Genomic DNA, 25,024 nt, shown 5'->3' with positions numbered 1-25,024 from the left:
GGGCGGCCGCGTGTCCGTCGTGGCCGCCCGGCGTCCCCCGCGCCCCTCAGGGCGTTTCAAGCGGGGTTCGCCGCGGGCCTCTTGTACATCCTCGTCGCCGTGATCTCGCTGTGTACCGCCTCTCCCGCCCGGGGCTGCTGCGGCAGTCCCGGGCGGAGGTGTTCCTCGACGCTGATGTACTTCAGGCCGGCCCGGAGGTCGGCGTCGTTGCGGAGGCGGATGACCAGGGGGAACTCGGCCAGGGCGGTCGTGTCGAACAGGCCGGTCGTGTAGAGGAGCTGGACGCCCAGGGCGTCCGACACGGCCCGCTGGAGCTCCAGCAGGTAGGTGGCGTTGGCCCGGCCGATGGGGTTGTCGAGGAACAGCGTGCCGGCGTGGCGGTGCTTGTCGCGGCCCCGGTCGTTGCTGCGGAGCGCGGCCATCGTGCAGTACAGGGCGATGGCGGCGGTGAGCAGCTGGCCACCGGAGAAGACGTCGCCCATCTGTCCGACGGGGACGCGCTCGGCGCGGAGCACCGCGTCGGGCTTGAGGATCTCGACGGCGACGCCCTTGGGCTGGAGGGCGGCGGCGACCCCGCGCAGCAGCAGGGACATGCCGTCCCGCCGCATGTCGGAGTTCTTCTTCACGGCCGCGCGGGTCGCCTCGTCGATGACCTCGCCGAGCCGCTCGGTGAGCGTCGCCTGGTCGGGTTCCTCGAAGCGGATGCGCAGGAACTCCTGGCCGGACCACTCCCCCAGGCCCTCGGGGAGCCTGGACAGCCGCTGGGCCGAGCGCAGGGTGGCGAGCGCCGACTCCACCAGACCCCGCAGCCGGTCCACGATCGAGTCGCGGTTGCGCTCCAGCTGCGCCAGCTCGTCGGTGAGCACCCGCAGCCGCGGCGCGAAGGCGTCCGCCCACTTCTGGGCGTGCTCGGGCAGCGCGGAGGCGGGCAGTTCCCGGATCTGCTGACGGGCCGGGGTGCGCACCTGCTCGTAGCGGGTGGAGTTGGCGTGCCGGACGAGGATGTCGCTCGCCTCGCGTACCGCGCCCTCGGCGGCGGAGAGGTCGGCGGCGCAGCCGCGCAGGGAGCGGCGGGCCTCGGCGGCGGCCCTGCGGGCCTCTTCGAGGCCGCCGGGGTAGGGCTCGGGTTCCTCCTGGTCGTCGTCCGGGGTGTGGTCACGCAGAAGGTCCCTGAGCAGGGCGGAGGTCTCGTCGAAGCCGCCGGCGGCGTCCTCGGCGGCGCGGTGGGCCGTCAGCAGCTCCGCGTGGGCCTCGCGGGCCTGGGCCAGCGCCTCGGTACGGGAGGCGAGTTCGGCGGTGGCGGTGCGCAGCAGGGCCTGGGCGTGGTCGGCGTCGCGCGGGACCAGTTCCTCGGGCAGTTCGGTGTGGGTCCCGCCGTCCTCGGGTGCGTGCCGCTCGGCCTCGCCGCGCAGCCGTCCGAGCTGCTCGCTCGCCGTGGACACACGGGTCTCCAGGACCTGCACCAGCTCCTCCGCGCGGGCCGCCGCGGCCTGCCGGGAGGGGCCGTCGGAGCCGTCGGGCGACTGCAGGAGCTGCTCGGCGCGGTTGCGGACCTTGTTGCTGAGCCGGTCCAGTTCCGCCCGGGCGGCGCTCTCGTCGCTCTCGGCCCGGGCCTGCTCGGCCCGCAGGTCGGCGCCCACGCCCACCTTCTCGTACACCTGGGAGGCGGCGCGGTATGCCTCGCGGAGCGCGGCGAGGGGCTGCTTGGGCGCGTCGGATTCGGCTTCCGGTACGTCGTCGGGGGCGCCCGCGATCTCCGCGCGCTCGGCGCGCAGGGCGCGCGCCGTGCGGCGGGCGTCGTCGGCGGCACGCTGGGTGGCGCGGCGGTCCTCGTCGGCGGCGCGGGCCCGCTCCAGGCACGCCTGGGCGCGGGCCTCGGACTCGGCGGCCTCGTCGGCGAGTTCGCGGAGCTTGACCTGCCAGCCGGCGCGTTCGCGCAGCCGGAAGGCGAGTCCGGCGAGGGCGTCGGCGGCGCGGCGGGCCTTCTGCGCGGCCTCCTGGCGCTCGTCCCGCACCTGGGCGGCCTCGGCCGCCGCCTCCTCGGCCTCCGCCCGCACGGTACGGGCCTCGGCCAGCTCCGCCTCGGCCTCCTCGGCGAACGCGCGGGTCTCCCGCGCGGCCGTGGCCAGCTCGGTGAGCCGGCCCGCCGGGCAGCCCGTGCGCCAGGAGGCGAGGCGCGCCGCGAGCTCACGGTCCTTGCCGAGCCGTGCCGCGAGGACGCGGATCTCCTCGTCACGCTCGGTGGCGCGGGCGCGCAGGGCCTGGCGCTCCTCGTCGGCGGCGCGCTCGTCGTGCATGGCCGGGTTCGGCGGGACGAGGAACACCTCGGAGGAGGTGCCGTCGCCCGCGTCGAGGGGCGGCGTGGGGGCCAGCAGGGCGGCGGCCGTGCCGACGGCGACGGCGGACCGCGGGAGGAGGGCCGCGTCGCCGAGCGCCTCACGGGCGCGGATGTGGGAGTCCGGGTCGGTGATGATGACGCCGTCGACCAGCTCGGGGCGGGCGGCGAGCACCCGCGCGTGGTCGGCGGGATCGACGGCCTGCGCGAGGTACCGCCAGCCGGGCAGGGCGGGGATGCCGTGTTCGCCGAGGAACTCGACGGTGGCCAGCACGTCGGGGCCCGGCGGCAGCAGTCCGCCGTCGCCGAGGGCGCCGAGGATCCGGGAGTCGTCGGCTGCGGCAGTGCGCAGTTCGAAGAGGTGGCGCTCGGCGGAGGCCACGTTCTCGTCGAGCAGTTCGCGCAGCTCGTCCGCGAAGCGGTCCAGCTCCTCGGCGGTGAGGGGGGCATCGCCCGTGGCCCCGGAGGCGCCGGGGCCGTCGGTCGCGCCGGCCGCCGGTCCCCGCCGCTCCGGTTCGGCGGACCCGGCCGTCGCGCTCCCCGGGTCGTCGCCGGCGGCGCGGGGCACGGGGACGCCGGCGCGGTTCCTGCGGGACGCGCCCGGCAGGCTCAGCAGCTCGGCGAGGCGCTCCTCCGCCGCGAGAGCCTCGGCGGTGCGCCGCTCCCCGTCATGAGCACGCTCGGCGGCGAGGGCGGCGTCCGCGGCACGGGCGGCGGTCAGCTCCGCGCGGGACTCGGCGGAGGCCGCCTCCCGGGCGTGCTCGGAGGCGCGTCGTGACGCCTCCCGGGCGGTGTCCCAGGCGGCGACGGCACTCTTCTCGGCGTCGCTGGCGGCGAGGGCGGCCCGGGCCGGGTCGGCGTCGGGCGCGCTGTCGTCGAGCCAACCGGCCCGGACGGCCTCGGCGGTCTCCTGCTCGACCTCGCTGAGCCGCTGCTTCAGGTGCCCGATCTCGCTGCGGGCGCGCTGGGCCTCGGTGGCGGCGGCGGTGGCGTCCCGGTGGGCGGCCTCGCCGGCCTCCTGGAGGGTGGCCGACCGCTCCTCGCCCTCGTTGGCGAGGTTCTCGGCGCTCTCGGCGGCCGCGTGCAGGGCCCGTACGAGGTCGACGGCGGCCTTGGCGCGGGCGGCGAGCGCGGGGGCCGCGTCCCGCTCGGCCTCCTGGATCGCGGCGGCCACACGCGCCACGCGGTCGGCGGCGGCGCGGTGTCTGAGGACGGCCTCGGCGGCCTGCCAGGCGGAGAGCAGGGTGCGCGCGTCGGCCAGTTCCCGCTTCTGGGCGGCGGCCGACTTCTCGGCCGCGGCCAGCGCGAGGGAGGCGTGCCGGTAGGCGAGTTCCGCCGCGATCAGCGCGCTGCGCTCCCGGGCGCCCTCGGCGTGGGTGACCGCGTACGCGGCGGCCGTGACCCGCTGGGCCAGGTCGGTGCCCCTGACCCGTTCCTGGGTGGCCCGCGCGGAGAGCCGCCGGGCCAGGGTGCGGGTCCGCCGCTCGGCCGCCGTGTGGATGTCACGCGCGCGTGACCGCGCCTCGGCGGCCTCCACGATCCGGCCGAGCAGGTCCACGGACCCGGCGGTGAAGTCGCGTTCGGCGATCAGCTCGGCCCGCCGTCCGAGCTTGTTGCCGAATCCGCCGACGAGGTCGGCGAGCCCGTCGGTGTCCCGGGTGTCCGTGACCGCGCGCAGCAGCAGGTCGGTGAAGTCGGAGTCCTTCTTCACCGCGAACAGACCGGCGGCCTCGCCCTCGTCGGCGTTCATCTCCCGCTGGTAGCGGAAGAGTTCGGGGTCGAGCCCGAGGTCCGTCAGATGCTCGTTCCAGCGGTCGTGGATCTCCTCCCAGTGCACTTCGAGGTGCGGGTACGCCTTGCCCGCCTCGGTGAGGGCGTCCCTGAAGCCCTTCATGGTCCGCCGCCGGCCCTGCGCGCCGGAGGCGCCCTCGACGGACGGCCGGACGGCGGTGGACTCGGCGACGGGAAGGTTGTCGAGGCTGAGGCCGGGGCCGGGCCGGAAGGAGTACCACGCCTCGGCGAACTTCCGGGGGTCGTTGGAGACCTGGCGCCCGCGCCACTCGCTCACCTTGCCCACGACCACGCACTCGCCGGTGAGCGTGTGCTGCCACTCCAGCGCGACGTGTCCGCAGTCGTCGGCGAGCAGGAACTTGCGCAGCACGCCCGAGCTGGCCCCGCCCAGGGTGTTGCGGTGGCCCGGCAGCATCACCGAGAAGATCAGCTTGAGCAGCACCGACTTGCCGCCGCCGTTCTCCAGGAAGAGCACGCCCGCGGGCGCGGGCCGGCGCGGCGGCCCGGTGGGCTCCTCCTCGAAGAACTCCGCCTGCTGCGGCGCCGGGTCGGGCACGGGCTCGCCGACACCCCTCAGGTCCAGCACGGTGTCGGCGTAACGCGCACCGGCCGGCCCGATGGAGTAGAGGCGGACCCGGGACAGCTCGTACATGGTGGGGGACTTTCGCGGTCGTGAGGGTGGTTCGTGCGGAGACGTGGTGCGGGCGGTGGAAACCGGTCGGGGCGGGCGAGGGCGGTGTCGGTGCGGGCGGTGTCTGTGGGGCGGGTGCGGGCGCTCTGCGGGTCGGGGCGGGTGCGGGCGCTCTGCGGGTCGGGGCGGGTGCGGGCGGGTCAGGAGTGGAACGGCAACCCGGCGTCGGCCACCAGCTCCAGGTCGTCGGTGTCCTCGGGGGGCAGCAGGGTGGCCGTGCCGTCGGTGACCGGGACGATCCCCAGCTCGAGCAGCTCGGCCATCGCGGCACTGCCCGCCATGTCCCGCACCTGGAGCTGGTAGCGCGCGGTCGTGCGGTACGTGCCGCCGTTGTCGTCGCCCGTGCGCTGGAGGAAGCCGGAGTCGGTGAGGAAGCCCACCGCCTTGCCGACGATGCCGGTGGTGGAACCGGCCAGCCTGCGGGCGTCCTTGGTGGCCCCGGTGGAGCTGCGCCTGGCCCAGATCCGCCAGGCGGCCTCCAGTCCGGGCGCGTCCGTCGCCGGGTCGGTGTTCTCGCCCTGCTCCTCGGCGCGCTCCTCCAGCCGCCGGCAGGCCTGCCGTACGAACGAGTCGACGCCGTTGACCGACACGCGCCCGATGTATCCGTCGTCCGCGAGGTCCTCGGGCCGGGGGAAGGCCATCGCGGCGACCGCGAGGTGGGCGAGCCCGTGCAGGAACCGGTCCACCGAGTCGGCCGAGGTGCGCCGCGCGTAGTCGCCCATCCGCACGGCGAAGACGGAGTCCTCGGCGGCCGTCACCGCCATCCCGGCGCGCGGTGACACCTCCAGCACCACCAGGCCGAGTCCGGTGGCGACGGCGTCGGCGAGCCGGGCGAACGCCGGGTCCTCGCGGTAGCGGCGCAGCAGATCGCCGTACTCCTGGTCGCGGGCGGGCTGGAGCTTGGGCTGGAGCCCGAAGGCGACGAGCCGCGCCGCGTCGGCGGCGTCGGCGGGAGTGGCGGCGGCGGCCACCGGAGCGGCGGCGACTTCCGGCTCACTCCACTCGACGTGCTCGCTCACGGCAAGGACTCCTCGGTCTCGGAACAGGGGACAGTGACTGCGGCAGCGGCAGCGGCAGCAGGTTCAGGTAGGCGGGGAGGTCTGCGACCGGCCGCGGGCCGCCCTCGGCCGGGGCCCGTCCGGGGGGCCGGCGGCGGTCTCATGCCGCCTCCGAACGGTCCGCCGCCATTCCGGCGGCGTCCAGCAGCGCGGTCCCCACGATGAGGTCGGCGCCGCCGAACTCCGGATCGTCCAGCTCCGTCCCGTCGTCCACGGCGAAGAGCAGCTTCTCCTCCCCCTGCCGGTAGGCCGTGCCGACCGGGGGGCTGGCCGCGTGCACGGCCAGCAGGGCGACGAGGTAGGGCAGTTCGGGGTCGGAACGCCGCGCCTCCGCGAGCAGTCCGGACAGCCGTCGGGGCGCGTCCGCGGGCAGGTCCAGCAGCCGCATCGCCGCGGCCAGCTGCTCCTCGCTGAACCGGCTGTCGTCCGGGGTGGCGATCAGGTCCGGCTCCGGCATCTCCGCACCCAGGTGCTCCCGCTCCACGGGGGGCGTGAACAGGAGGTCGACGAGATCCCCGATCCGTACCGACCCGGGCGTGCGCAGCCCCGTCCCGCGCGCGAAGAACGCGTCGGTCACCCGCCGGGCCTGCTCCACGGGCAGCGGCAGCAGCGGTGCCAGCAGATGGCCGTAGAGGTCGGTCCCCGACGTCGTCATGGGGGTGGCGAAGGCCTGCCGGTCCTGCTCGGCGCGGAACAGCGGCCCGGCCTCCAGCAGCCGGGACTGCAACTGGGTGTGCCGCCGGATGCAGTCCTTGACGATGTCGACGAGCTCGGCGGCGCGCCGCTTCTGCTCGGGGTCCTCGGACTCGTCGCGGGCCTTGCGGATGTTGGTGAGGATGGCGTTCTCGTGGCGGTAGCGGTCGGCGACGTGGTCGAGGGCCTCGGCGATCATGTCGGGGACGGCCTGGAGCCAGTCCACCGCGCGGACATTGCGCCGGGTGGCGTCCAGGGCCTTGCGGAGCGTCTCGGAGTACTGCACGGTCCGGTAGCGCGCCTGTTCGGCGGCGAGCTGGGCGTCGGCGAGCCGGCCCCGGCTGATCAGGACCTCCAGCTTGACCTCGGCGGCGATCTGGGCGCTGGTGACGTCGGTGTCGAGGGCGCCCACGAGGACGTTGACGGCCTCGTCGGTCGTACGGAGGTAGACCCCGCCCCCGTAGCCGGGGACCTCCTCGATCAGCTTGAAGTCGTAGTCCCGGCGGACATAGGTGCCGTCGGAGGCGAAGGTGCCGTAGACCGCCCGGAAGCCGCGGTCGACGCTGCCGACGTTGATCAGGTTCTCCAGGACCCAGCGGGCCACCCGCTCGTGCTCCTCGACGGGGCGCTGCGGGGCCTGGGCGGCGATGCGGGGGACGAGCCGGGCGACGATCTGGTCGTGGTCGGCGCCGGTGTCGAAGTCCATGTTGAGCGTGACCAGGTCGATGGCGGCGAGGGCGACCTCCGCCATGCCGTACACCGAGTACTCACCCGCGAGGTTGGCCTTGCGCGCGTCCAGGTCGTGCAGCGGCGCGGTGCAGGCGAGCGCGCGCAGCCGCCGCGCCAGCCCCTCGTCGGCGGCCGGGCCCGGCGCCGGGCGCGACCCCGCGCTGAGCTGGGGCGGAACACTGTCCGTCGATACGGGTGAAGTCACGGTGCACAGATTAGGTCCTGGGTCTGACAGCGGCCCAAATCGTTCCACCGTCAGGAGACGTCGGCCACCCGGCGGCCGTAGACCTCGACCAGTCCCCTCAGCGAGTCGTCGAGGTACCCGGCGAGCATGTCCTCGGCCCGGTCGCGTTCCCCCCGCTGGAGTGTCTGGAGGATCAGCAGGTTCCGCGCCAGGTAGGGCTCGTACAGCTTGCGCGGGTTGTCCACGACGTGGAACGCGAGCCGCAGTTCGGCGAAGACGCTGCGCATCAGCTCGTCGGTGCGGGCACTGCCCGCGAGGGCGACCAGTTCCCGGTGGAAGTGGATGTTGGCGGTGGAGACGCCCTTCCAGTCGCCCTCCCGGGCCAGCCGCTGACCGTCGTCGACCGCCTCGGCGAGCCGGTCGAGGTCGTACGGCGGCTCGCCGAGCCCGCGGACGACGGCGCACTCGACGAGTCGGCGGGTGCGGTAGATGTCCTCGACGTCCTCGACGGTGAGCACCCGCACGAAGACCCCTCGGTTGAGCTCGTGGACGAGGAGCCGTTCATGGGTGAGCAGGCGGAACGCCTCCCGGAGGGTGTTGCGGGAGACACCGAGGGCGCCGCCGATGCTGTCCTCCGACAGCCGAGTGCCCGGCGGGAAGAAGCCCTCGGCGATCCGGCTCCGGAGGATGTCCGAAACCCGCTCGGCGGTGCTGGTGCGGCCCAGCAGGGCCCGGTCGTCGGCAAGTCCCGTCAGTTCGGCGGCCATGCGGCGATTCAACCCCAGTCATCAGAACGAAACAACATGGGTATTGAAGGATCGTTCAACGATCCTCTACCTTGCATGGACAGGCGCCCCCGAACCGCACGACGGCGGCACGGCACGACCGACGGCGGCACGGCACGACCCCATGGCACAACGGCACGGCTCACCCCTCACGCACCCTCCGTTTCTCTCACTGCGAGGTGCCCATGAGCTCGACCCCTCCCTCCCCCACCCCCTCGGCCTCACCCACCCCCACGACCGCGGGGGCTCGGCCCCCAGCGGGCGCACAGGCCGCGGACGACGGTCCGTTCGGCTGGCTGCGCGCCCTCGGCCCGCGCGGCCGCCGCGCCTTCGGCGGCGCGTTCGGCGGTTACGCCCTCGACTCGTACGACTACTTCACCCTGCCGCTGAGCATGGTCGCGCTCGCGGCCTACTTCGGGCTGGACAGCGGCCAGACGGGCCTGTTCACCACGGTCACGCTGGTCGTCTCGGCGATCGGCGGCGCCGCCGCGGGTGTCCTCGCGGACCGGATCGGCCGGGTCAAGGCCCTGATGATCACGGTGATCACCTACGCGGTCTTCACCGTGGCCTGCGGCTTCGCGCCCAACTACGAGACTCTGCTGGTCTTCCGGGCCCTCCAGGGCCTCGGCTTCGGCGGCGAGTGGGCGGTCGGCGCGATCCTGGTCGCCGAGTACGCGAGCGCCCGGCACCGGGGGCGCACCCTCGGCGCGATCCAGAGCTCCTGGGCCGTCGGCTGGGGGCTGGCCGTGATCGTCTACACAGTGGTCTTCTCCGTCTTCGGCGACGACCTCGCCTGGCGGGTGATGTTCTGGACCGGCGCCCTGCCCGCGCTGCTCGTCGTCTGGGTGCGCCGCTCGGTCGAGGACGCCCCGGAGGCGGCCGCCGCGCGCGAGAGGAGCACCGAGAAGGGCTCGTTCGCCGCGATCTTCCGGCCCGGCACCGCTGACGCTCCCGGCCTGCTGCGCACGACGCTGTTCGCCGTGCTGCTGTCCACGGGCGTCCAGGGCGGCTACTACACGCTGGCGACCTGGGTGCCGACGTATCTGAAGACCGAGCGCGACCTGTCCGTCGTCGGCACCGGCGGCTATCTCACGTTCCTGATCTCCGGGGCCTTCGTCGGCTACCTCACCGGCGGCCATCTCACCGACCGGCTGGGCCGCAGGCGGAACATCTGGCTCTTCGCGGTGCTGTCGGCGCTGTGCATCCTGGCGTACGCGAACATACCGAGCGGCGCCAACGGCCTCCTCCTGGTGCTCGGTTTCCCGCTCGGGTTCTGCATGTCGGCGATCTTCAGCGGTTTCGGGTCGTTCCTGAGCGAGCTGTACCCGGCGGCCGTGCGCGGCACCGGGCAGGGCTTCACCTACAACACCGGGCGCGCGGTGGGCGCCGTCTTCCCGACGACGGTCGGCTTCCTGGCGGACAGCTGGGGCGTGGGCGGCGCGCTGGTCTTCGGAGCGATCGGCTACGCCCTGGCGGCCGTCGCCCTCCTCGGCCTGCCGGAGACGCGCGGGAAGGAGCTCGCATGAACCCCGCGACCGCACAGGACCGTCCCGTGCCCCTGGTCGAGCCGCACGCGCACGCGTGGAGCCCCGGTGAGGCCCGCGCCCGGTTCCGCGCCGGCCTGTCGGGACCCACCGCCGGGGTCGCCGCGGGCCACACCCAGGCCAACCTGATCTCGGTGCCCGCCGACTGGGCGTACGACATGCTGCTGTTCTGCCAGCGCAACCCGAAGCCCTGCCCGGTGCTCGACGTGACGGACGCGGGCTCCTGGACCACCCCGCTCGCGCGGGGCGCCGACCTGCGCACCGACCTCCCCCGCTACCGCGTGTGGGAGCGCGGCGACCTGGTGGCCGAACCGACGGACGTGGTCGACGTCTGGCGCGACGACCTGGTGTCGTTCCTCATCGGATGCAGCTTCACCTTCGAGTGGGCGCTCACCGAGGCCGGCGTCCCGATGCGCCACATCGAGCAGGGCCGCAACGTCCCCATGTACGTCACCGGCCGCCCGTGCCGTCCGGCGGGGCGGCTGCGCGGCCCGATGGTGGTGTCGATGCGCCCGATACCGCCCGAGCACCTCGCCACCGCGATCCGGGAGAGCAGTCTGCTCCCCGCGGTGCACGGCGGCCCGGTGCACTGCGGGGAGCCGGCCGGCCTCGGCATCACCGACCTGTCCCGCCCGGACTTCGGCGAGGCCGTCGCCATGGAGCCCGACGACATCCCGGTGTTCTGGGCGTGCGGGGTCACCCCGCAGGCCGCCGTGACGGCCTCGCGCCCACCGTTCGCGATCACCCACGCGCCGGGGCGGATGTTCCTGACCGACGCCCGCGACGAGCAGTACCGCGTGGCCTGAGGACGAGCGGTACCGCGCGGCCCGACCGAGAGCCCGGAACGAGCAGAATGGGAACCATGACCTCGATCGACCTCAACGCCGACCTGGGCGAGGGCTTCGGCCGCTGGCGGCTGACCGACGACGAGCAGTTGCTCACCGTCGTCACCAGCGCCAATGTGGCCTGCGGCTTCCACGCCGGGGACGCGGCCACCATGCGCCGGGTCTGCGAACTGGCGGCCGAGCGCGGCGTGCGGGTCGGCGCCCAGGTCTCGTACCGCGATCTGGCGGGGTTCGGGCGGCGCGCGATGGACGTGCCGCCCGCCGAGCTGGCGGCCGAGGTGGCCTACCAGATCGGCGCCCTGGAGGTCTTCGCTCGCGCCGCGGGCACACGCGTGTCGTACGTGAAGCCGCACGGCGCGCTCTACAACCGTGTCGTGCACGACGAGGCGCAGGCGGCGGCGGTGGTCGACGGGGTGGTCCTCGCCGACGCCTCGCTGCCGGTCCTGGGCCTGCCCGGCTCCCGCTTCCTCGACCTGGCGGCGAAGGCGGGACTGCCGACGGTCACCGAGGCGTTCGCCGACCGCGCGTACACCGCGCGGGGCACCCTCGTGCCGCGCGGCGAGGACGGCGCGGTGATCACGGACGCCGACGCGGTGGTCGGCCGCTCCGTGGAACTGGCCCGCACCGGCACGGTCGTCGCGCACTCGGGCGAGCGCATCCCGGTGCGCGCCCGCTCGCTGTGCCTGCACGGGGACACACCGGGGGCCGTGGAGCTGGCCCGCCGGGTGCGGGCCGAGCTGGCGGCGGCGGGGGTGCGCGTGGAGTCGTTCGCATGAGGGCGCTGCCGGTCGGCGATCGGGCGCTGCTGATCGAGGTGGACTCGGGCCAGGAGGCCGAGGCCCTGCACGCCGAGCTGCTGCGCCGGCGGGCCACGGGTGAGCTGGCGGTGGAGGAGCTGGTCCCCGCGGCCCGTACGGTCCTCCTGGACGGCCTGGACGCCCCCTCCCGGCTCGCCGAGCGGCTCGTCTCCTGGGAGGTGCCGCCCGTCCCGCCGCGCACGCAGGACGTCGTCGAGATCCCCGTGCGGTACGACGGCCCCGACCTCGCCGATGTCGCCGCGCACTGGGGCGTCGACGAGGCGGAGGTCGCGCGCATCCACGCGGCGGCCGAGTTCCGGGTGGCCTTCTGCGGGTTCGCGCCCGGCTTCGGCTACCTCACCGGGCTGCCGCGCGAGGTGCCGCGACGGGCGACGCCGCGCACCGCCGTCCCGGCGGGCTCCGTGGCCCTGGCCGGCCCGTACACCGGCGTCTACCCGCGCTCCTCGCCGGGCGGCTGGCAGCTGATCGGTACGACGGACCTGGTGCTGTGGGACCCCGCGCGCGTGCCGGCCGCGCTGCTGACGCCGGGCACCCGGGTCCGCTTCACACCGGTGGCGGCGCCGTGAGCGACCGTGCCCTCGCCGTCGTCCGGGCCGGTGCCCTGACCACCGTCCAGGACCGGGGGCGGCCCGGCCACGCGCACCTCGGCGTTCCCCGCTCGGGAGCGCTGGACGCGCCCGCCGCCGCCCTGGTCAACCGCCTGGTGGGCAACTCCCCGGACGCGGCGGTCCTGGAGACCACCCTCAACGGCTGCTCCGTACGGCCCCGCGCGACGGTCACCGTCGCGGTCGGAGGCGCGCCCTGCCCCGTCACCGTGGACGGCCGCCCGGCGGCCTGGGGAGCGCCCGTACGGGTGCCCGGCGGCGCGCTGCTGGACCTCGGGGCCGCACGCGCGGGGGTACGCGCCTATCTCGCCGTCTCCGGTGGTGTGGCCGTCGAGCCGGTCCTCGGCAGCCGCTCCACCGACCTGCTGTCGGGTCTGGGGCCTCCCCCGCTGACGGACGGCACCGTGCTCCCCCTGGGGCGGCCGGCGGTGGCGCACGCGTGCGTGGACGTCGTTCCGCATCCGGCGCCGCCCTCGGAGCTGGTCCTGCGGGTCACCCTCGGGCCCCGGCACGACTGGTTCACGGACGCGGCGCTCCGCACCCTCACCGCCCGTCCCTACGCCGTGTCGTCGGCGAGCAACCGCATCGGGCTGCGCACGGAAGGCCCCGCCCTGGAACGGGCGCGGCCCGGTGAGCTGCCCAGTGAGGGCATGGTGCTGGGGGCCGTCCAGGTGCCGCCGGACGGCCGCCCCGTCGTCTTCCTCGCCGACCATCCGACCACCGGGGGCTATCCCGTGATCGCGGTCGTCGACCCGGCGGACCTCCCGGCCGCGGCCCAGGCCACACCGGGCACCCCCGTGCGGTTCATCGCGGTACGACACCGCAGCTGAAGCCGCTCTCCTCGGCGCGGTCGCCGCACGTCGGCGCGGTCGCCTCACGCCACCTCCGGCCGCTGCTCGGAGACCGTCAGCGCGGCGAGGGCCGACGCCACCGCGTGGGACGCGGTCAGGTCGAGTCGGGCGCTGGTGCCGCGTGCCTTGTGGCGCACCTCGGCGGCGGCGAGGGTGAGGAGCTGCGGCAGCAGATCGGTGCACCGCCGGGCCACCCATCCCGTGCCCGCCGTGGCCAGCCACCACAGGCCGGCGGCGCGGGTGGGCGCGGGGGAACCGGGTTCCGGCGAGGGCGCCGGGCCCGTCGCGAGCCCGGCCTCCGTGAGCAGCGCGTGGAAGCGGACGGCGAGCTGCCGGTGTCCCCGCTCGCCGGGGTGCAGCCGGTCCGCGCTCCACATCGCGCGGTCCGCCAGCCACGCGCCCTCGCAGGCGTGGAGGTGGACCGCTCCATGGCGTGCGGACAGGGCGTGCACGACGGTGTTGACGGCCCGCTGCCGCCGGGCGAGCGGACGGGCGAGGGCTCCGGGCAGGCCGAGCATCGCGCCGGGGTCGGGCAGACACGCGGTGAGCAGCTCGGCACCCTGGGCCCGGAAGGCTCCGTACACCTCGTCCAGGCGGGCGGCCACGGCGTGGATGTCGAAGGTGCAGCGCAGGGTGTCGTTGACGCCGATGACGACGGAGACGATGTCCGGGCGGAACGCGAGCGCGGCGGACAGCTGGCGTTCCAGGACGTCGCGCGTCTGGGAGCCGCTGACGGCGAGGTTGGTGAACTCCACGTCCGGGGCGAGTCCGTCGGCGAGCAGCGCGGCCCAGCCCCGCCGACCGCCGTCCGCGACGGGGTCCCCGACGCCTTCCGTGAGGGAGTCGCCGAGGGCCACGAAGCGCAGGGGTCTCATCCGACGCCCTCCCATGCCGGGCGGCCGACGCTCGCGTCGTGGGCGGCGAGGAAGGCGTCCACGGCGGTCTGCCAGCCGAAGCATTCGGCACGCGCGCGTGCCGCGTCCCTGCGCTCCAGCTCGGGACGCTCGAGAAGCGACTCGACGGCGTCCGCGAAGGACGCGCCGCTGTCCGCCGCCGTGGCCCCGGCAGACCCGACGACCTCGGGCAGCGCCGACGAGGAGCTGGCCACGACCGGCGTACCGCAGGCCATCGCCTCCAGCGCGGCGAGCCCGAACGTCTCCGCGGGCCCGGGCGCCAGGCACACGTCGGCGGATGCCTGGAGGGCGCCGAGCAGACGGCGGTCGGCGACATGGCCGAGGAAGGTCACGGGCAGCCCGCGGGCCCGCTGTTCGAGCCGGCCGCGCAGAGGTCCGTCCCCGGCGACCACCAGCACCGCCCGCCGCCCGCGCCGCAGCAGCGCCTCCAAGGCGTCGAGCGCCATGCCGGGACGTTTCTCCACCGACAGCCGGGAGCACATCACCAGCAGCACCTCGTCCCCGCGCGCGTGCCGCTCGCGCAGCCCCGGGCCCCGGAGTGCGGGGTTCCGGCCGACGAGGTCCACGCCGAGCGGGGCGCGGACGACGTTCCGGGCGCCGATCCGTACGAACTCCCGCTCGGCGAACTCGGTGGTGCACACCACCCGCGAGTAGGTGTGGGCGGTACGGAGGTTGAGGGCGTCGGCGGCCCGCCGGGCCAGCCCCTCGGAGAGCCCCCAGGTCCGCAGGACGCCGTCGGCGGTCTCGTGGGAGACCATCACCGCGGGCACCCGGGCCCGTCGCGCCCATGCCCCGGTCCAGCGCAGGGTGGTGCGGTCGGAGACCTCCAGCCGGTCGGGGCCGAGGGATTCGAGGAGCGACGCGACCCGCCGCTTGTCGGTGAGGACGCGGTAGCCGCCGGTGCCGGGCAGCAGCGGGCCGGGGAGGGTGATGACGCGGCCCTGCTCGGTCTCGCGGTCGGTGTACCGCTCGCCGGGCACGACGAGCACGGGGTGGTGGCCCGCCGCCTTGTATCCCTGCCCCAGCTCCCGCAGGGCGGTCCGCAGTCCGCCCGAGGCGGGTGCCACGAAGTTGGCGAGCCGGACGATCCGCAGACCCGTGCGGGCGGCGTCGTTCCGGGTTCCTCCGGAGGTGGGCCCGTTCATGCCGCCACCGCCGTCCGCGCCGCGAGGACATCGGCGTAGTGCCCGATGAGCTGGTCGCCGACGGCCGCCCAGGTGCGCCCCTCGACCATGGCCCGCCCGGCGGCCCCGTAGGCCGCCCGCAGCGCCGGATCGCCGGCCAGCGACGACACCGCGTCCCATACGGCGGCGGCGTCGCGCGGCGGCACCAGCAGCCCGGTACGTCCGTGTGCCACGAGGTCCAGCGGTCCGCCGGCCGCGGGGGCGACGACGGGTACGCCGCTGGCCATGGCCTCCTGCACGGTCTGGCAGAAGGTCTCGAAGGGGCCGGTGTGGGCGAAGACGTCCAGGGAGGCGAAGATCCGGGCGAGGTCGTCGCCGGTGCGGCGGCCCAGGAAGAGGGCGCCGGGCAGGGCCTCGCGCAGCCCCGGTTCGCTGGGCCCGTCGCCCACGACGACGACGCGTACGCCGTCCAGACCGCACACCCCGGCCAGCAGTTCGACCTGCTTCTCGGGGGCGAGGCGGCCGACGTAGCCGACGATCAGCTCGCCGTTCGGCGCCAGCTCGCGGCGCAGCGCCTCGTCGCGCAGGGCGGGCCGGAAGCGGACGGTGTCCACGCCGCGCTGCCACAGCTTCACCCGGGGCACCCCGTGTGCCTCCAGGTCACGCAGGGCGACACCGGACGGGGCGAGGGTGAGGTCGGCGGCGGCGTGCACGGAGCGGATGCGCCGCCAGGCGGCCGCCTCGCCGGCGTGCACATAGGTGCGGGCGTAGCCGGCGAGGTCGGTCTGGTAGATGGCGACGGCGGGCACCCCGAGGCGCGCGGCGGCGGCCATGCCGCGCACCCCGAGGACGAAGGGGCTGGCCAGGTGGACGATGTCGGCCCGGTGCTCGACGATCGCCCCGGCGACCCGGCGGCTGGGCAGGGCGACGCGGACCTGGGGGTAGCCCGGGAGCGGGAGGGAGGGGACACGGACGACGGGGCACGGCGCCTGGAGGTCGGCGCCCGCTCCCGTTCCCGAGGCGGTGGCCGGGGCCACGACGAGCGGCGAGTGACCGCGCGCGACGAGGTGCCGCGCGGTCTGCAGGGCGCAGTGGGCCACGCCGTTCACATCGGGGGGAAAGGACTCGGTCACGATGACGACACGCATACCGGTGTTGTCGTCGTACCGGACGTGGCCGCGTCAACGTGGATCTTTCCGGACGAGGAACGTCCCATGAGCGTTGCGCTGCACACATGTCCAGGTCAGACCGTGTCCATGCCCTCCTGACCTCCGGGTCACGGGCTGTTCACATTGCGGGCATGTCAGGACCGATTCGGCTGCGTACGGCTGTCTGGACCTCGGCCTCCTCGGCCGGGTCGGCGGCCAGTCGGCGGAGCTGGTCGACGACGCGCGTGTCGCCCGTCTCGGCGTGCCGGGCGGCGATCTCGCGGGTGGTCTCCTCGCAGTCCCAGAGGCATTCGACGGCGAAGCCGGCCGGGAAGGAGGGGTCTGTGGCGGCGAGCGCGCGGGCGGCGCGGCCCCGCAGGTGGGAGGAGGCGGTCTCCCGGTAGATGTGGCGCAGCACGGGGGCCGCGCAGGCGATGCCGAGGCGTCCGGTGCCGTCGACGAGGGTCCACAGGGTGGGCGCGTCGGGGCCCTCGCCGCGTACGGCCTCGCGCAGGGCACCCAGCACCAGGTCGCTGTCCTGTGCGCCGCCCCGGCAGGCGAGCATGCGCCCGGCGGCCGCGCCCAGCGCGTCGGGCCGGTGCACCCAGCCGCGCGCCCGGTCGACGGCGGCCACGCTGCGCATCCGTTCGAAGGCGTCGACGGCGGCCTCCACGACCATCGTGGTGCCGTCGGCCACCGCGCCCTCGATGAGATCGAGGGCGTCGGGATCGTTGCCGTCGGCGAGATAGCGCAAGGCGGTACAGCGGGCGGCGTCGTCGCCGGACCGGGCGGCCTCGATGATCTCCGGCCGGTCCTCGGGGCCGGCGACGGCCGTGAGGCAGCGCGCGGCCGGCACATGGAGGACGGCTCCGCGTTCGATGCCTTGGCGGGCCCATTCGAAGACGGCGCTGACGCTCCAGCCCGGCCGGGGTCCGCTGGGCCGCATCTGCCGCTGCCAGCGGTCGAAGGAGCCGGTCTCCTGGGCGGCACGCACGCGTGCCGCGATCGTCACACGGGGGTCGTCGGCCCACAGCCGCCAGGGCCGGGGTTCGAAGGCGTCCCGGACGGTGGCGGCGAGTTCGGCCTCGCCCTCCGGGTCGGTTGTGAAGCGGGCGAGGACGGGTTCGGCGAGGGCGCGCAGCCCTTCGTCGTCGTCCCTGAGGGCCAGTTCGTCCAGGGCCCACGCCCAGTTGGTGCCCGTGGCGGCGTACCTGCGCAGCAGTTCGAGCGCGTCCCGCCTGCCGTAGGAGGCGAGATGCCCGAGGACCGCGAGGGCGAGTCCGGTGCGGGACTCCTCGGTGTCCAGCACGTCCTCGGCGTCGAACAGGTGTCGTTCGATCTCGTCGAGTTCGCCGTGCAGGTCGAGGTAGAGCCGGGCGTAGTAGAGCGAGCGGTTCTCCACCTGCCAGTCATGGCGGGGGTCGCTCAGCACACAGGTGTTCAGTGCCGCGAGCGCCTCGGCCCGCGGGGCGGTGAGCGCGTGCAGCGTGCCGTCGCCACGGCCCCGCTGCAGCAGGCCGAGCAGCGTACCGCTGGGCGCTATGAACGGTTCGAACATGGGAAACAGCCTCACATCAAGCGTCGACGCAACCGGGATCTTGCTCTACCTGGCCGCGTGACAACACGTCGGGGCGCCCGCCGTTTCCTGCTTGCTGTAGACCATCTTCCTCTGCCTCTCGTCAGTGGCCCATGCGGACCGCATCACGGTCCACGTGGTGCGGCATCACCTGCCCAGCCATCGCGTCCGTGAATCACGACGTCATGATGACCCGGCGGTTCTTCCTGCCGCGACCGATATTTCCGGCGGCCCTTTACCGCCTCCCCCGTCTGTGCTGTTTTACCTGGTCAGAACATGTGGATCAGTGTGCGCCGAACAGTTCGAGCAGCTCCGTCCTGCCGAACATCCGCGCCGTGTCGACGGCGTTCGGCGTGCCCTCCAGCGGGTCGGCGCCGCCCTCCAGAAGAACCCGGATGACACCCGCCTCCCCCTTGAAGACCGCCCCCGCGAGGGGGGTCTGGCCCCGGTCGTTGACGCGGCCCGCCTCGGCGCCGCGCGCGAGCAACTCCCGTACGGCGTCGGCGTGGCCGTGGTACGCGGCCAGCATCACCAGCGAGTCGCCGCGGTCGTTGGTGAGACCGGCCGGAACACCCGCGTCGACGTACGCCACGAGCGCCTCGGTCTCGCCCCGCCGGGCCAGATCGAAGATCTTGGTCGCCAGCTCCACGACCTCGGGGTCGGGGGCTTCGCTCATCGCCGGGTCCACCTCTCACTGCTTCCGGAGCGTACGACAACGCCGCCGTACGGGTGAATCGCCAGAGTACTGGCTTCTCGCCCACCTGAGCGGTCCTGGCCGAGGCAAAGATCACATCGAGTCACGCGCGGCGCAACAGCCCAGCTCGGACGGCGCAACGGCCGCTCCCCCACCCAGGTGAAAACGCCAGAATTTCTCTCATTTGCACCTTTAATCGTATGGATACATGCTGTGACCTTGGAAGAACTCATGGTGATTGTCCCCACCAACCAGGAGAACCCACATGATCCTGAACATCTCCGGCGTCGTCCTGCTCGGCGTCATCGTCTTCCTCTTCTTCCGCAAGGACGGGCTCAAGGCCTCGCACGCCATCGTCGTCACGCTCTTCGGCTTCTACCTGGCCAGTACGGGTATCGCCCCGAGCATCACGGCGGGCGGCGAAAGCCTCGCGAGCCTCCTCGGCGGGATCAAGTTCTGACCCCGTCCCCATCCGTACGCACCTCCAGGAGACAGCCGTGGCCCGGGTCACCCTCCCCCGCATTCTGACCAGCGGCGGCGCGCACATCGCCAAGAGCCGGGAGCTGGCCCGGACGGCGGCCGACGGTGCCACCGACGTCCTCCACCCACTGATCACGATCACCCGTGGACTGCGCCGACTGGCCGCGGCCGGCCGGCGCAGATGGGTGGAGACACCGAAGGACCGGCGCGGATCACTGCTCTTCCTCGCCGCCTCGGTGGTCCTGGTGGTGACCCTCGTGCCGTACGGAGCGCTGCTCGCCGTCATCGCCCTGATGGCGGCGGCAGCTTGGGCGGGCCGCGACGGCGCGATCCCCGAGCCCACCGGCCCCGACGAGTCCCAGACCCAGCGGCTGCGCTCCCTCTACGAGGCCCTGGTCCCCTGCTTCTCGGCCGCCGAGGACCCCGAACCGCTCTACGCGCACGGCGGCCCCTGGGACAAGGCATTTCCCACCTACGCGTTCGACGGCACCGGCCGGATCAGCCAACTGCTGATCCAGTACCCGGCGTACTTCGCCGACGGTGAGGCCGAGTCCCGGGCACGCGTCGAGCACCTGCTGCACGCCAAGGCCGGCCGCGGCCGCGAGTACCGCTTCGACTGGGACGAGGAGGGCAACACCCTGTCCGTCAGCGTCCTGCCGCCCCTCGCCACGGACATCGCCGCCCAGCGCTTCGTGACGGCTCCGGGCGAGACGGTCCTCGGTTTCACCGACCCGGCCCAGGTGCAGCGCACGCTCCCCCTCTCCTTCGGGGAGGAGCGGCGCGACGTACCGCCGGTCGTCTGGCGCACCGGCGTCCGCTCCACCGAACCCCATCTGCTGGCCGTCGGCGAACCGGGCAGCGGTACGACGACGCTGCTGCGTTCCATCGCCCTCCAGGCGCTGGAGCACGGCGACGTCGTCATCGTCGACGGCGCCGGCAGCGGCGACCACGCGTGCCTGACCGGCCGGGACGGCGTCCTGGCCGTGGAGAGCGGCCTCTCCGGGGCGCTGGCGAGCCTGGAGTGGGCCTCCCAGGAGACGGAACGCCGTCTGATCGCCATGAACCGCGCCCGCCAGGCCGGGCATCCGCCCCCGGAGGACACCAAGCGCCCCCTGTGGCTGCTCCTCGACCGCCCGACCGTGCTGGCACATCTGGCGGCGGCCGACGGCGGGCGCGACCCGCAGTCCCTCCTCCAGGTCCCCCTGCGCCACGGGCGGGCCGCTAACGTCACGGTCGTCGTGGCCGAGCAGTTCGACCACCTGGACACCCTCGGCGAGGCCGTGCTGCGCCATACCCGCGCCCGAGTCGTCCTCGGCCCCACCACCGCCGAGCAGCTGGAATCCGTCCTGGGGGCCCCACCTCCCACGACGCCCACGACCGACGTCCCTCCGGGCCGCGGCTACGCCCGCCTGGGCACGGCCCCCGTCCTCCGCCTCCAGGTCCCCGCGACGCCCGACCCCCACGACCCCGACACCCCCGAGCCCCACCGCGAGTCCGTCCTCGCCCTCCTCCCGCCCCACACGACCCCGGCGGACGAGATGAAGGACCTGGCGCCAGCGGACAACTGACCGCACGGCGGCCCGGCATCCGCACCGCTGGGCCGGCACGGGTGGGTGCGGCGGCGCCTCGTCACCGCCGCGCGGCGGAACCCACGCCCCTCACGCCCATCCCCCTCACGCGACGAACGTGCGCGGCCCCTCGTTCCCCCCGGACGCCCCGCTCCGTACCAGCCGTGCCGCCGCGGCCAGCCGCACCGCCGCCTCCTCCGCGACCGCCCCACCCACGGTGAACGGCAGCCGGACGTACCCTTCGAACGCCCCGTCGACCCCGAACCGCGGGCCGGACGGCACCCGGACGCCGACCCGCTCCCCCACCTCCGCGAGCCGCGAGCCGGACAGACCACCCGTACGGACCCACAGGGTCAGCCCGCCCCGCGGCTCGGTGAACTCCCAGTCCGGCAGCTCCCTGCGCACGGCGGCGACGAGCGCGTCCCGGTTCTCCCGCGCCTGCTCCCGCCGTATCCCCACGGCCTGCTCCCAGCCGCCCGTGCTCATCAACCAGTTCACGCCCAGCTGCTCCAGCACCGGCGTCCCCAGGTCCGCGTACGCCCGAGCCGCCACCAGGCTGCGGATCACCTCGGGCGCCGCCCGTACCCACCCGATCCGCATCCCCGCCCAGAACGCCTTGCTGGCAGAGCCGACCGTGATCACCGTGGACCCCGCCGGATCGAACGCGCAGACGGGCCGGGGCATCTCCACCTCCTCGTCGAGGTGCAGCTCGGCCATGGTCTCGTCCACGACCAGCACCGTCCCGGCGGCCCGGGCCGCGTCGACGAGCCCCCGCCGCCGGTCCTCGTCGGCGAGCGCCCCGGTCGGATTGTGGAAGTCCGCGACGACGTACGCGAGCCGCGGCGCCGCCTCCCGCAGCACCTGGCGCCAGCGGTCCATGTCCCACCCGGCGAGCCCCTCGGCCATGGCGACCGGCACCAGCCGGGCCCCGGCCTCCCGCATCAGCTGGAGGATGTTGGCGTACGAGGGCGACTCCACGGCGATCCGTTCGCCACGCCCGGCGAAGAGGTGGCAGATGGCGTCCATGGCGCCCATGGCCCCCGTGGTCACCATGATCTGCTCGGGCATCGTGGGAATGCCGCGCGCGGTGTACCGGTCGGCGAGCATCGAGCGGAGCGCGGGCAGTCCGGCCGGATAGTCGCCGTGCGTGTGGGCGTACGGCGGCAGCTCCTCCAGGGCTCCCCGCACGGCCCGGGTCAGCCAGGGCTCGGGGGCCGGCAGCGCCGCGCACCCCAGGTCGATCATCGAACCGAGCGCCTCCGGGGGCAGGGGCTCCAGACCACGGGCCGGCAGCGGCTTCCCGGCCGGTACGGCGGTCCAGCTGCCCGCACCGCGCCGGGACTCCAGGAACCCCTCGGTGCGCAGCGCCTCGTACGCCGCCGCGACGGTCGTACGGCTCACGGACAGCGCGAGCGCCAGCTCCCGCTCGGCGGGCAGCCGGGCCGCCACCGGCACCCGGCCTTCGAGGACCAGCAGCCGTACGCCGTCGGCGAGGGCGCGGTAGGCGGGCGGGCGCTTGCTGCCGGGCCCACTGGGGCGGTCCTGCTGGGAGTTGAGCATGCGAGCGAGCTGCGCGGCCCCGACCGCGGAAGTCCACTGAGACATGTTTTCCAGTCCACCTTCCCCGAATTGGCCATGGAGGACGTGCCCCCTCAAGCCACAGGGTGACATGCGACAGGCCACTACCACCAACAAGGGGGGCATTCTCGTGTCCGCACAAGGGCATCTCACGCGGCGCCTGCTTCAGCTCTACGTCGGTCTCACCCTGTACGGCGTCAGCTCCGCGCTCCTCGTCCGGTCGGGCCTCGGTCTGGAGCCGTGGAACGTGCTCCACCAAGGGCTCTCCGAGCGGACCGGCCTGTCGATGGGGGTCGTCCTGACCATGCTGGGCGCCGCGATCCTGCTCCTGTGGATCCCGCTGCGCCAGCGCCCCGGCCTCGGCACCGTCTCCAACGTCCTGGTGATCGGCGCCGCCATGGACGCGACGCTCGCCCTGACGCCGGACGCCCGGACGTGGGCCGCCCGCACCGCCCTGATGGTCGTCGGGATCGTCCTCAACGGCGCCGCGACCGGGCTCTACATCGCCGCCCGCTTCGGCCCCGGCCCCCGCGACGGGCTGATGACGGGCCTCAACCGGGTCACCGGCCTGTCGATCCGCCTCGTCCGCACCGGCATCGAACTGACGGTGGTCGCGACCGGGTTCGTCCTCGGCGGCACGGTCGGCGTCGGCACCCTCCTCTACGCCGTCTCCATCGGCCCGCTCGCCCAGCTGTTCCTGCGCCTGTTCGCCGTTCCCTCGGCATCCGGCAGCACGGTCGTTGCCACCGGTCCATCGGAGCGGGCCATACTTCCCGGGTGACCGCCCTGATACGCCACCCGTACCTCGACCATCCGGGCCCGATCGCCTTCGCCCACCGGGGCGGGGCGGCGGACGGCCTGGAGAACACCACCGTCCAGTTCCGGCGGGCGGTGGAGTCGGGCTACCGGTACATCGAGACCGACGTGCACGCCACGCTCGACGGCAAGCTCGTCGCCTTCCACGACGCGACCCTGGACCGGGTGACCGACGGAGCGGGCCGGATAGCGGACCTGCCGTGGAAGGAGGTGCGGCACGCGCGCGTGGCGGGCGCCGAACCGGTCCCCCTCTTCGAGGAACTCCTGGAGACCTTCCCCGACGTCCGCTGGAACGTGGACGTCAAGGCGGAGTCGGCGCTCCACCCCCTGCTCAACCTGATCGCCCGCACCGACTCCTGGGACCGCGTCTGTGTCGGCTCCTTCTCCGAGCCGCGCGTGGCCCGCGCCCAGCGCCTGGCCGGCCCCCGCCTGGCCACCTCGTACGGCACCGGCGGCGTCCTCGGGCTGCGGCTGCGCTCGTGGGGGCTCCCCGCCCCGCTGCGCCGCTCGGCGATCGCCGCGCAGGTGCCGGAGTCGCAGTCGGGGGTGCCGGTCGTCGACCAGCGGTTCGTGCGGGCCGCCCACGCGCGCGGCCTCCAGGTCCACGTCTGGACCGTGAACGAACCGCAACGTATGCACCGTCTCCTGGACCTCGGCGTCGATGGCATCATGACCGATCACATCGACACGCTGCGCACGGTGCTCGAAGACCGGGGGACCTGGGTCTGAGCCGTCGCGCGGCCCTTCCCGGGGAAGCGAGGGGGCACGGGTGGGCACCGACACCGTGCGGACGGACGAGGCCGACGAGGCCGCGGACCGGCGACGCGAACAGCGCGGCTGGTACTTCTACGACTGGGCCTGCTCCGTCTACTCGACCAGCGTCCTCACCGTGTTCCTCGGCCCCTATCTGACCGAGGTCGCCAAGACCGCCGCCGACACCGACGGTTACGTGCATCCGCTGGGCATCCCGGTCCGCGCCGGCTCGTTCTTCGCGTACTCGGTGTCCCTGTCGGTGATCGTCGCCGTGGTGATCATGCCCCTGGTGGGGGCCGCCGCCGACCGCACAGGCCGCAAGAAGCCCCTCCTGGGCGCGGCCGCCTATCTGGGCGCCACCGCCACCGCCGGGATGTTCTTCCTGGACGGCGACCGCTATCTCCTCGGCGGCGTGCTGCTCGTCGTCGCCAACGCGGCGCAGTCCGTCGCGATGATGCTCTACAACTCCTACCTCCCCCAGATCGCGCCGCCCGAGGAACGCGACGCCGTCTCCTCCCGGGGCTGGGCCTTCGGCTACGCGTCGGGCTCCCTGGTCCTCGTGGCGAACCTGGTCCTGTTCACCTCGCACGACAGCTTCGGCATCTCCGAGGGCATGGCCGTCCGCGTCTGCCTGGCCTCGGCGGGCCTGTGGTGGGGCGCCTTCGCCCTGATCCCGCTGCGCCGTCTGCGGGACCGCCGCAATCCGGTGGCGGACACCGGCGAGGCGACCGCCCCCGGCCTGCGCCAGCTGGCGGCGACGGTACGGGACATGCGCCGCCATCCCCTGACGCTCGCCTTCCTCCTGGCGTACCTGATCTACAACGACGGCATCCAGACGGTGATCTCCCAGGCCTCGGTCTACGGCTCCGAGGAGCTGGACCTCGGGCAGTCCACGCTGATCGTGGCGGTGCTGCTGGTGCAGGTGCTCGCGGTGTGCGGCGCCCTCGGCATGGGCCGGCTGGCCCGGCGGTACGGCGCCAAGCGCACGATCCTCGGCTCCCTGATCGCCTGGACGCTGATCCTTTCCGTCGGCTACTTCCTCCCGGCGGGAGCCCCCGTCTGGTTCTTCGTCCTGGCCGCCGGCATCGGCCTGGTCCTCGGCGGCAGCCAGGCCCTGTCCCGCTCCCTCTTCTCCCACCTCGTCCCGCCCGGCAAGGAGGCCGAGTACTTCTCGGCCTACGAGATGAGCGACCGCGGGATGAGCTGGCTCGGCCCTCTGCTGTTCGGTCTGACCTACCAGCTGACCGGAAGTTATCGCGACGCGATCATCTCCCTGGTCCTCTTCTTCGTCCTCGGGTTCGCCCTGCTCGCGAGGGTTCCGGTGCGCCGGGCGATCAGCGACGCGGGCAATCCCGTGCCCGAGAGGATTTAGCACCGGGGGCGAAAGGGCTGTAGTGTACGCGTTTGGCCTGCCAGGCGTACCGTTACTGCGCGTCAAAGATGC

At 74.2% G+C, this 25,024-nt stretch carries 20 protein-coding genes; 10 read left to right on the top strand and 10 right to left on the bottom strand.

The annotated features are described in order from the left end of the window. Positions 1 to 56 precede the first annotated feature (56 nt). From ACZ4Z2_RS29445 to ACZ4Z2_RS29430, 4 genes are all read right to left on the bottom strand, one after another. Positions 57 to 4,778 carry a hypothetical protein gene (locus tag ACZ4Z2_RS29445; RefSeq protein ID WP_468080070.1) on the bottom strand — a complete coding sequence of 1,574 codons (4,722 nt, stop codon included), beginning with the start codon at positions 4,776 to 4,778 and terminating at the stop codon, positions 57 to 59. Positions 4,779 to 4,957: 179 nt separating this feature from the next. Continuing rightward, entirely contained in the window at positions 4,958 to 5,836 is an 879-nt protein-coding gene (locus ACZ4Z2_RS29440; protein WP_468080069.1) for a hypothetical protein, read from the bottom strand. 139 nt (positions 5,837 to 5,975) lie between these two features. Continuing rightward, entirely contained in the window at positions 5,976 to 7,502 is a 1,527-nt protein-coding gene (locus tag ACZ4Z2_RS29435; protein WP_468080067.1) for a hypothetical protein, read from the bottom strand. A 50-nt stretch (positions 7,503 to 7,552) separates the two neighbouring features. Further along, a complete protein-coding gene (locus tag ACZ4Z2_RS29430; protein WP_468080066.1) occupies positions 7,553 to 8,248 on the bottom strand; it encodes a GntR family transcriptional regulator in 696 nt (231 codons plus the stop codon). A gap of 203 nt (positions 8,249 to 8,451) precedes the next feature. On the opposite strand from ACZ4Z2_RS29430, the gene ACZ4Z2_RS29425 reads away from it, so the two are divergent. From ACZ4Z2_RS29425 to ACZ4Z2_RS29405, 5 genes are read left to right on the top strand one after another with little or no spacing between them, the layout of a single operon-like run. Continuing rightward, on the top strand, positions 8,452 to 9,792 hold the full coding sequence (locus tag ACZ4Z2_RS29425; protein WP_468080065.1) for an MFS transporter: 1,341 nt from the start codon (positions 8,452 to 8,454) through the stop codon (positions 9,790 to 9,792). Next, positions 9,789 to 10,616, top strand: a complete 828-nt coding sequence (locus ACZ4Z2_RS29420) for a putative hydro-lyase (RefSeq protein ID WP_468080064.1) — start codon at positions 9,789 to 9,791, stop codon at positions 10,614 to 10,616. Before ACZ4Z2_RS29425 ends, ACZ4Z2_RS29420 begins: the two co-directional genes overlap by 4 nt. A gap of 56 nt (positions 10,617 to 10,672) precedes the next feature. Further along, the gene (locus ACZ4Z2_RS29415) at positions 10,673 to 11,431 is read left to right on the top strand and encodes a LamB/YcsF family protein (protein ID WP_468080063.1); all 759 of its coding nucleotides are present in this window, start codon (positions 10,673 to 10,675) and stop codon (positions 11,429 to 11,431) included. Then, the gene (locus ACZ4Z2_RS29410; protein ID WP_468080062.1) at positions 11,428 to 12,039 is read left to right on the top strand and encodes a 5-oxoprolinase subunit B family protein; all 612 of its coding nucleotides are present in this window, start codon (positions 11,428 to 11,430) and stop codon (positions 12,037 to 12,039) included. The genes ACZ4Z2_RS29415 and ACZ4Z2_RS29410 overlap by 4 nt, the downstream gene beginning before the upstream one ends. After that, the gene (locus tag ACZ4Z2_RS29405; protein WP_468080061.1) at positions 12,036 to 12,908 is read left to right on the top strand and encodes a 5-oxoprolinase subunit C family protein; all 873 of its coding nucleotides are present in this window, start codon (positions 12,036 to 12,038) and stop codon (positions 12,906 to 12,908) included. Before ACZ4Z2_RS29410 ends, ACZ4Z2_RS29405 begins: the two co-directional genes overlap by 4 nt. A 44-nt stretch (positions 12,909 to 12,952) precedes the next feature. On the opposite strand, the gene ACZ4Z2_RS29400 is transcribed toward ACZ4Z2_RS29405, so the two are convergent. From ACZ4Z2_RS29400 to ACZ4Z2_RS29380, 5 genes are all read right to left on the bottom strand, one after another. Continuing rightward, positions 12,953 to 13,804 (bottom strand): SGNH/GDSL hydrolase family protein, encoded by an 852-nt coding sequence (locus ACZ4Z2_RS29400; RefSeq protein ID WP_468080059.1) that lies wholly within the window; start codon positions 13,802 to 13,804, stop codon positions 12,953 to 12,955. After that, entirely contained in the window at positions 13,801 to 14,988 is a 1,188-nt protein-coding gene (locus ACZ4Z2_RS29395; RefSeq protein ID WP_468080058.1) for a glycosyltransferase, read from the bottom strand. Before ACZ4Z2_RS29395 ends, ACZ4Z2_RS29400 begins: the two co-directional genes overlap by 4 nt. After that, entirely contained in the window at positions 14,985 to 16,115 is a 1,131-nt protein-coding gene (locus ACZ4Z2_RS29390) for a glycosyltransferase family 4 protein (protein WP_468080056.1), read from the bottom strand. The genes ACZ4Z2_RS29395 and ACZ4Z2_RS29390 overlap by 4 nt, the downstream gene beginning before the upstream one ends. Positions 16,116 to 16,254: 139 nt before the next feature. Then, the gene (locus tag ACZ4Z2_RS29385; protein ID WP_468080054.1) at positions 16,255 to 17,673 is read right to left on the bottom strand and encodes a HEAT repeat domain-containing protein; all 1,419 of its coding nucleotides are present in this window, start codon (positions 17,671 to 17,673) and stop codon (positions 16,255 to 16,257) included. Between the two features lie 301 nt (positions 17,674 to 17,974). Next, entirely contained in the window at positions 17,975 to 18,367 is a 393-nt protein-coding gene (locus tag ACZ4Z2_RS29380) for an ankyrin repeat domain-containing protein (protein ID WP_468080052.1), read from the bottom strand. A gap of 283 nt (positions 18,368 to 18,650) precedes the next feature. On the opposite strand from ACZ4Z2_RS29380, the gene ACZ4Z2_RS29375 reads away from it, so the two are divergent. Continuing rightward, a complete protein-coding gene (locus tag ACZ4Z2_RS29375; RefSeq protein WP_055540730.1) occupies positions 18,651 to 18,845 on the top strand; it encodes a hypothetical protein in 195 nt (64 codons plus the stop codon). A 37-nt stretch (positions 18,846 to 18,882) separates the two neighbouring features. Further along, a complete protein-coding gene (locus tag ACZ4Z2_RS29370) occupies positions 18,883 to 20,433 on the top strand; it encodes a hypothetical protein (protein WP_468080051.1) in 1,551 nt (516 codons plus the stop codon). Between the two features lie 105 nt (positions 20,434 to 20,538). Here ACZ4Z2_RS29370 and ACZ4Z2_RS29365 read toward each other — a convergent pair whose 3' ends face one another. Beyond that, positions 20,539 to 22,038, bottom strand: coding sequence for an SCO1417 family PLP biosynthesis transcription factor (locus ACZ4Z2_RS29365; RefSeq protein WP_468080049.1), 1,500 nt, complete (start codon positions 22,036 to 22,038; stop codon positions 20,539 to 20,541). A gap of 64 nt (positions 22,039 to 22,102) precedes the next feature. Here ACZ4Z2_RS29365 and yczE point away from each other — a divergent pair, with 64 nt between their 5' ends. The 3 genes from yczE to ACZ4Z2_RS29350 are packed head-to-tail and all read left to right on the top strand — an operon-like array spanning position 22,103 to position 24,952. Continuing rightward, a complete protein-coding gene (gene yczE, locus ACZ4Z2_RS29360; protein ID WP_468080048.1) occupies positions 22,103 to 22,792 on the top strand; it encodes a membrane protein YczE in 690 nt (229 codons plus the stop codon). Further along, entirely contained in the window at positions 22,789 to 23,556 is a 768-nt protein-coding gene (locus ACZ4Z2_RS29355) for a glycerophosphodiester phosphodiesterase (RefSeq protein WP_468080046.1), read from the top strand. The genes yczE and ACZ4Z2_RS29355 overlap by 4 nt, the downstream gene beginning before the upstream one ends. Positions 23,557 to 23,596: 40 nt before the next feature. Then, positions 23,597 to 24,952 (top strand): MFS transporter, encoded by a 1,356-nt coding sequence (locus ACZ4Z2_RS29350; RefSeq protein ID WP_468080044.1) that lies wholly within the window; start codon positions 23,597 to 23,599, stop codon positions 24,950 to 24,952. Positions 24,953 to 25,024: the final 72 nt, after the last annotated feature.

The organism is Streptomyces sp. NPDC030183 (assembly GCF_055573455.1).
Note: the sequence above shows the minus strand (reverse complement) of the source record. Positions and strands in the feature narration are given on the sequence as shown.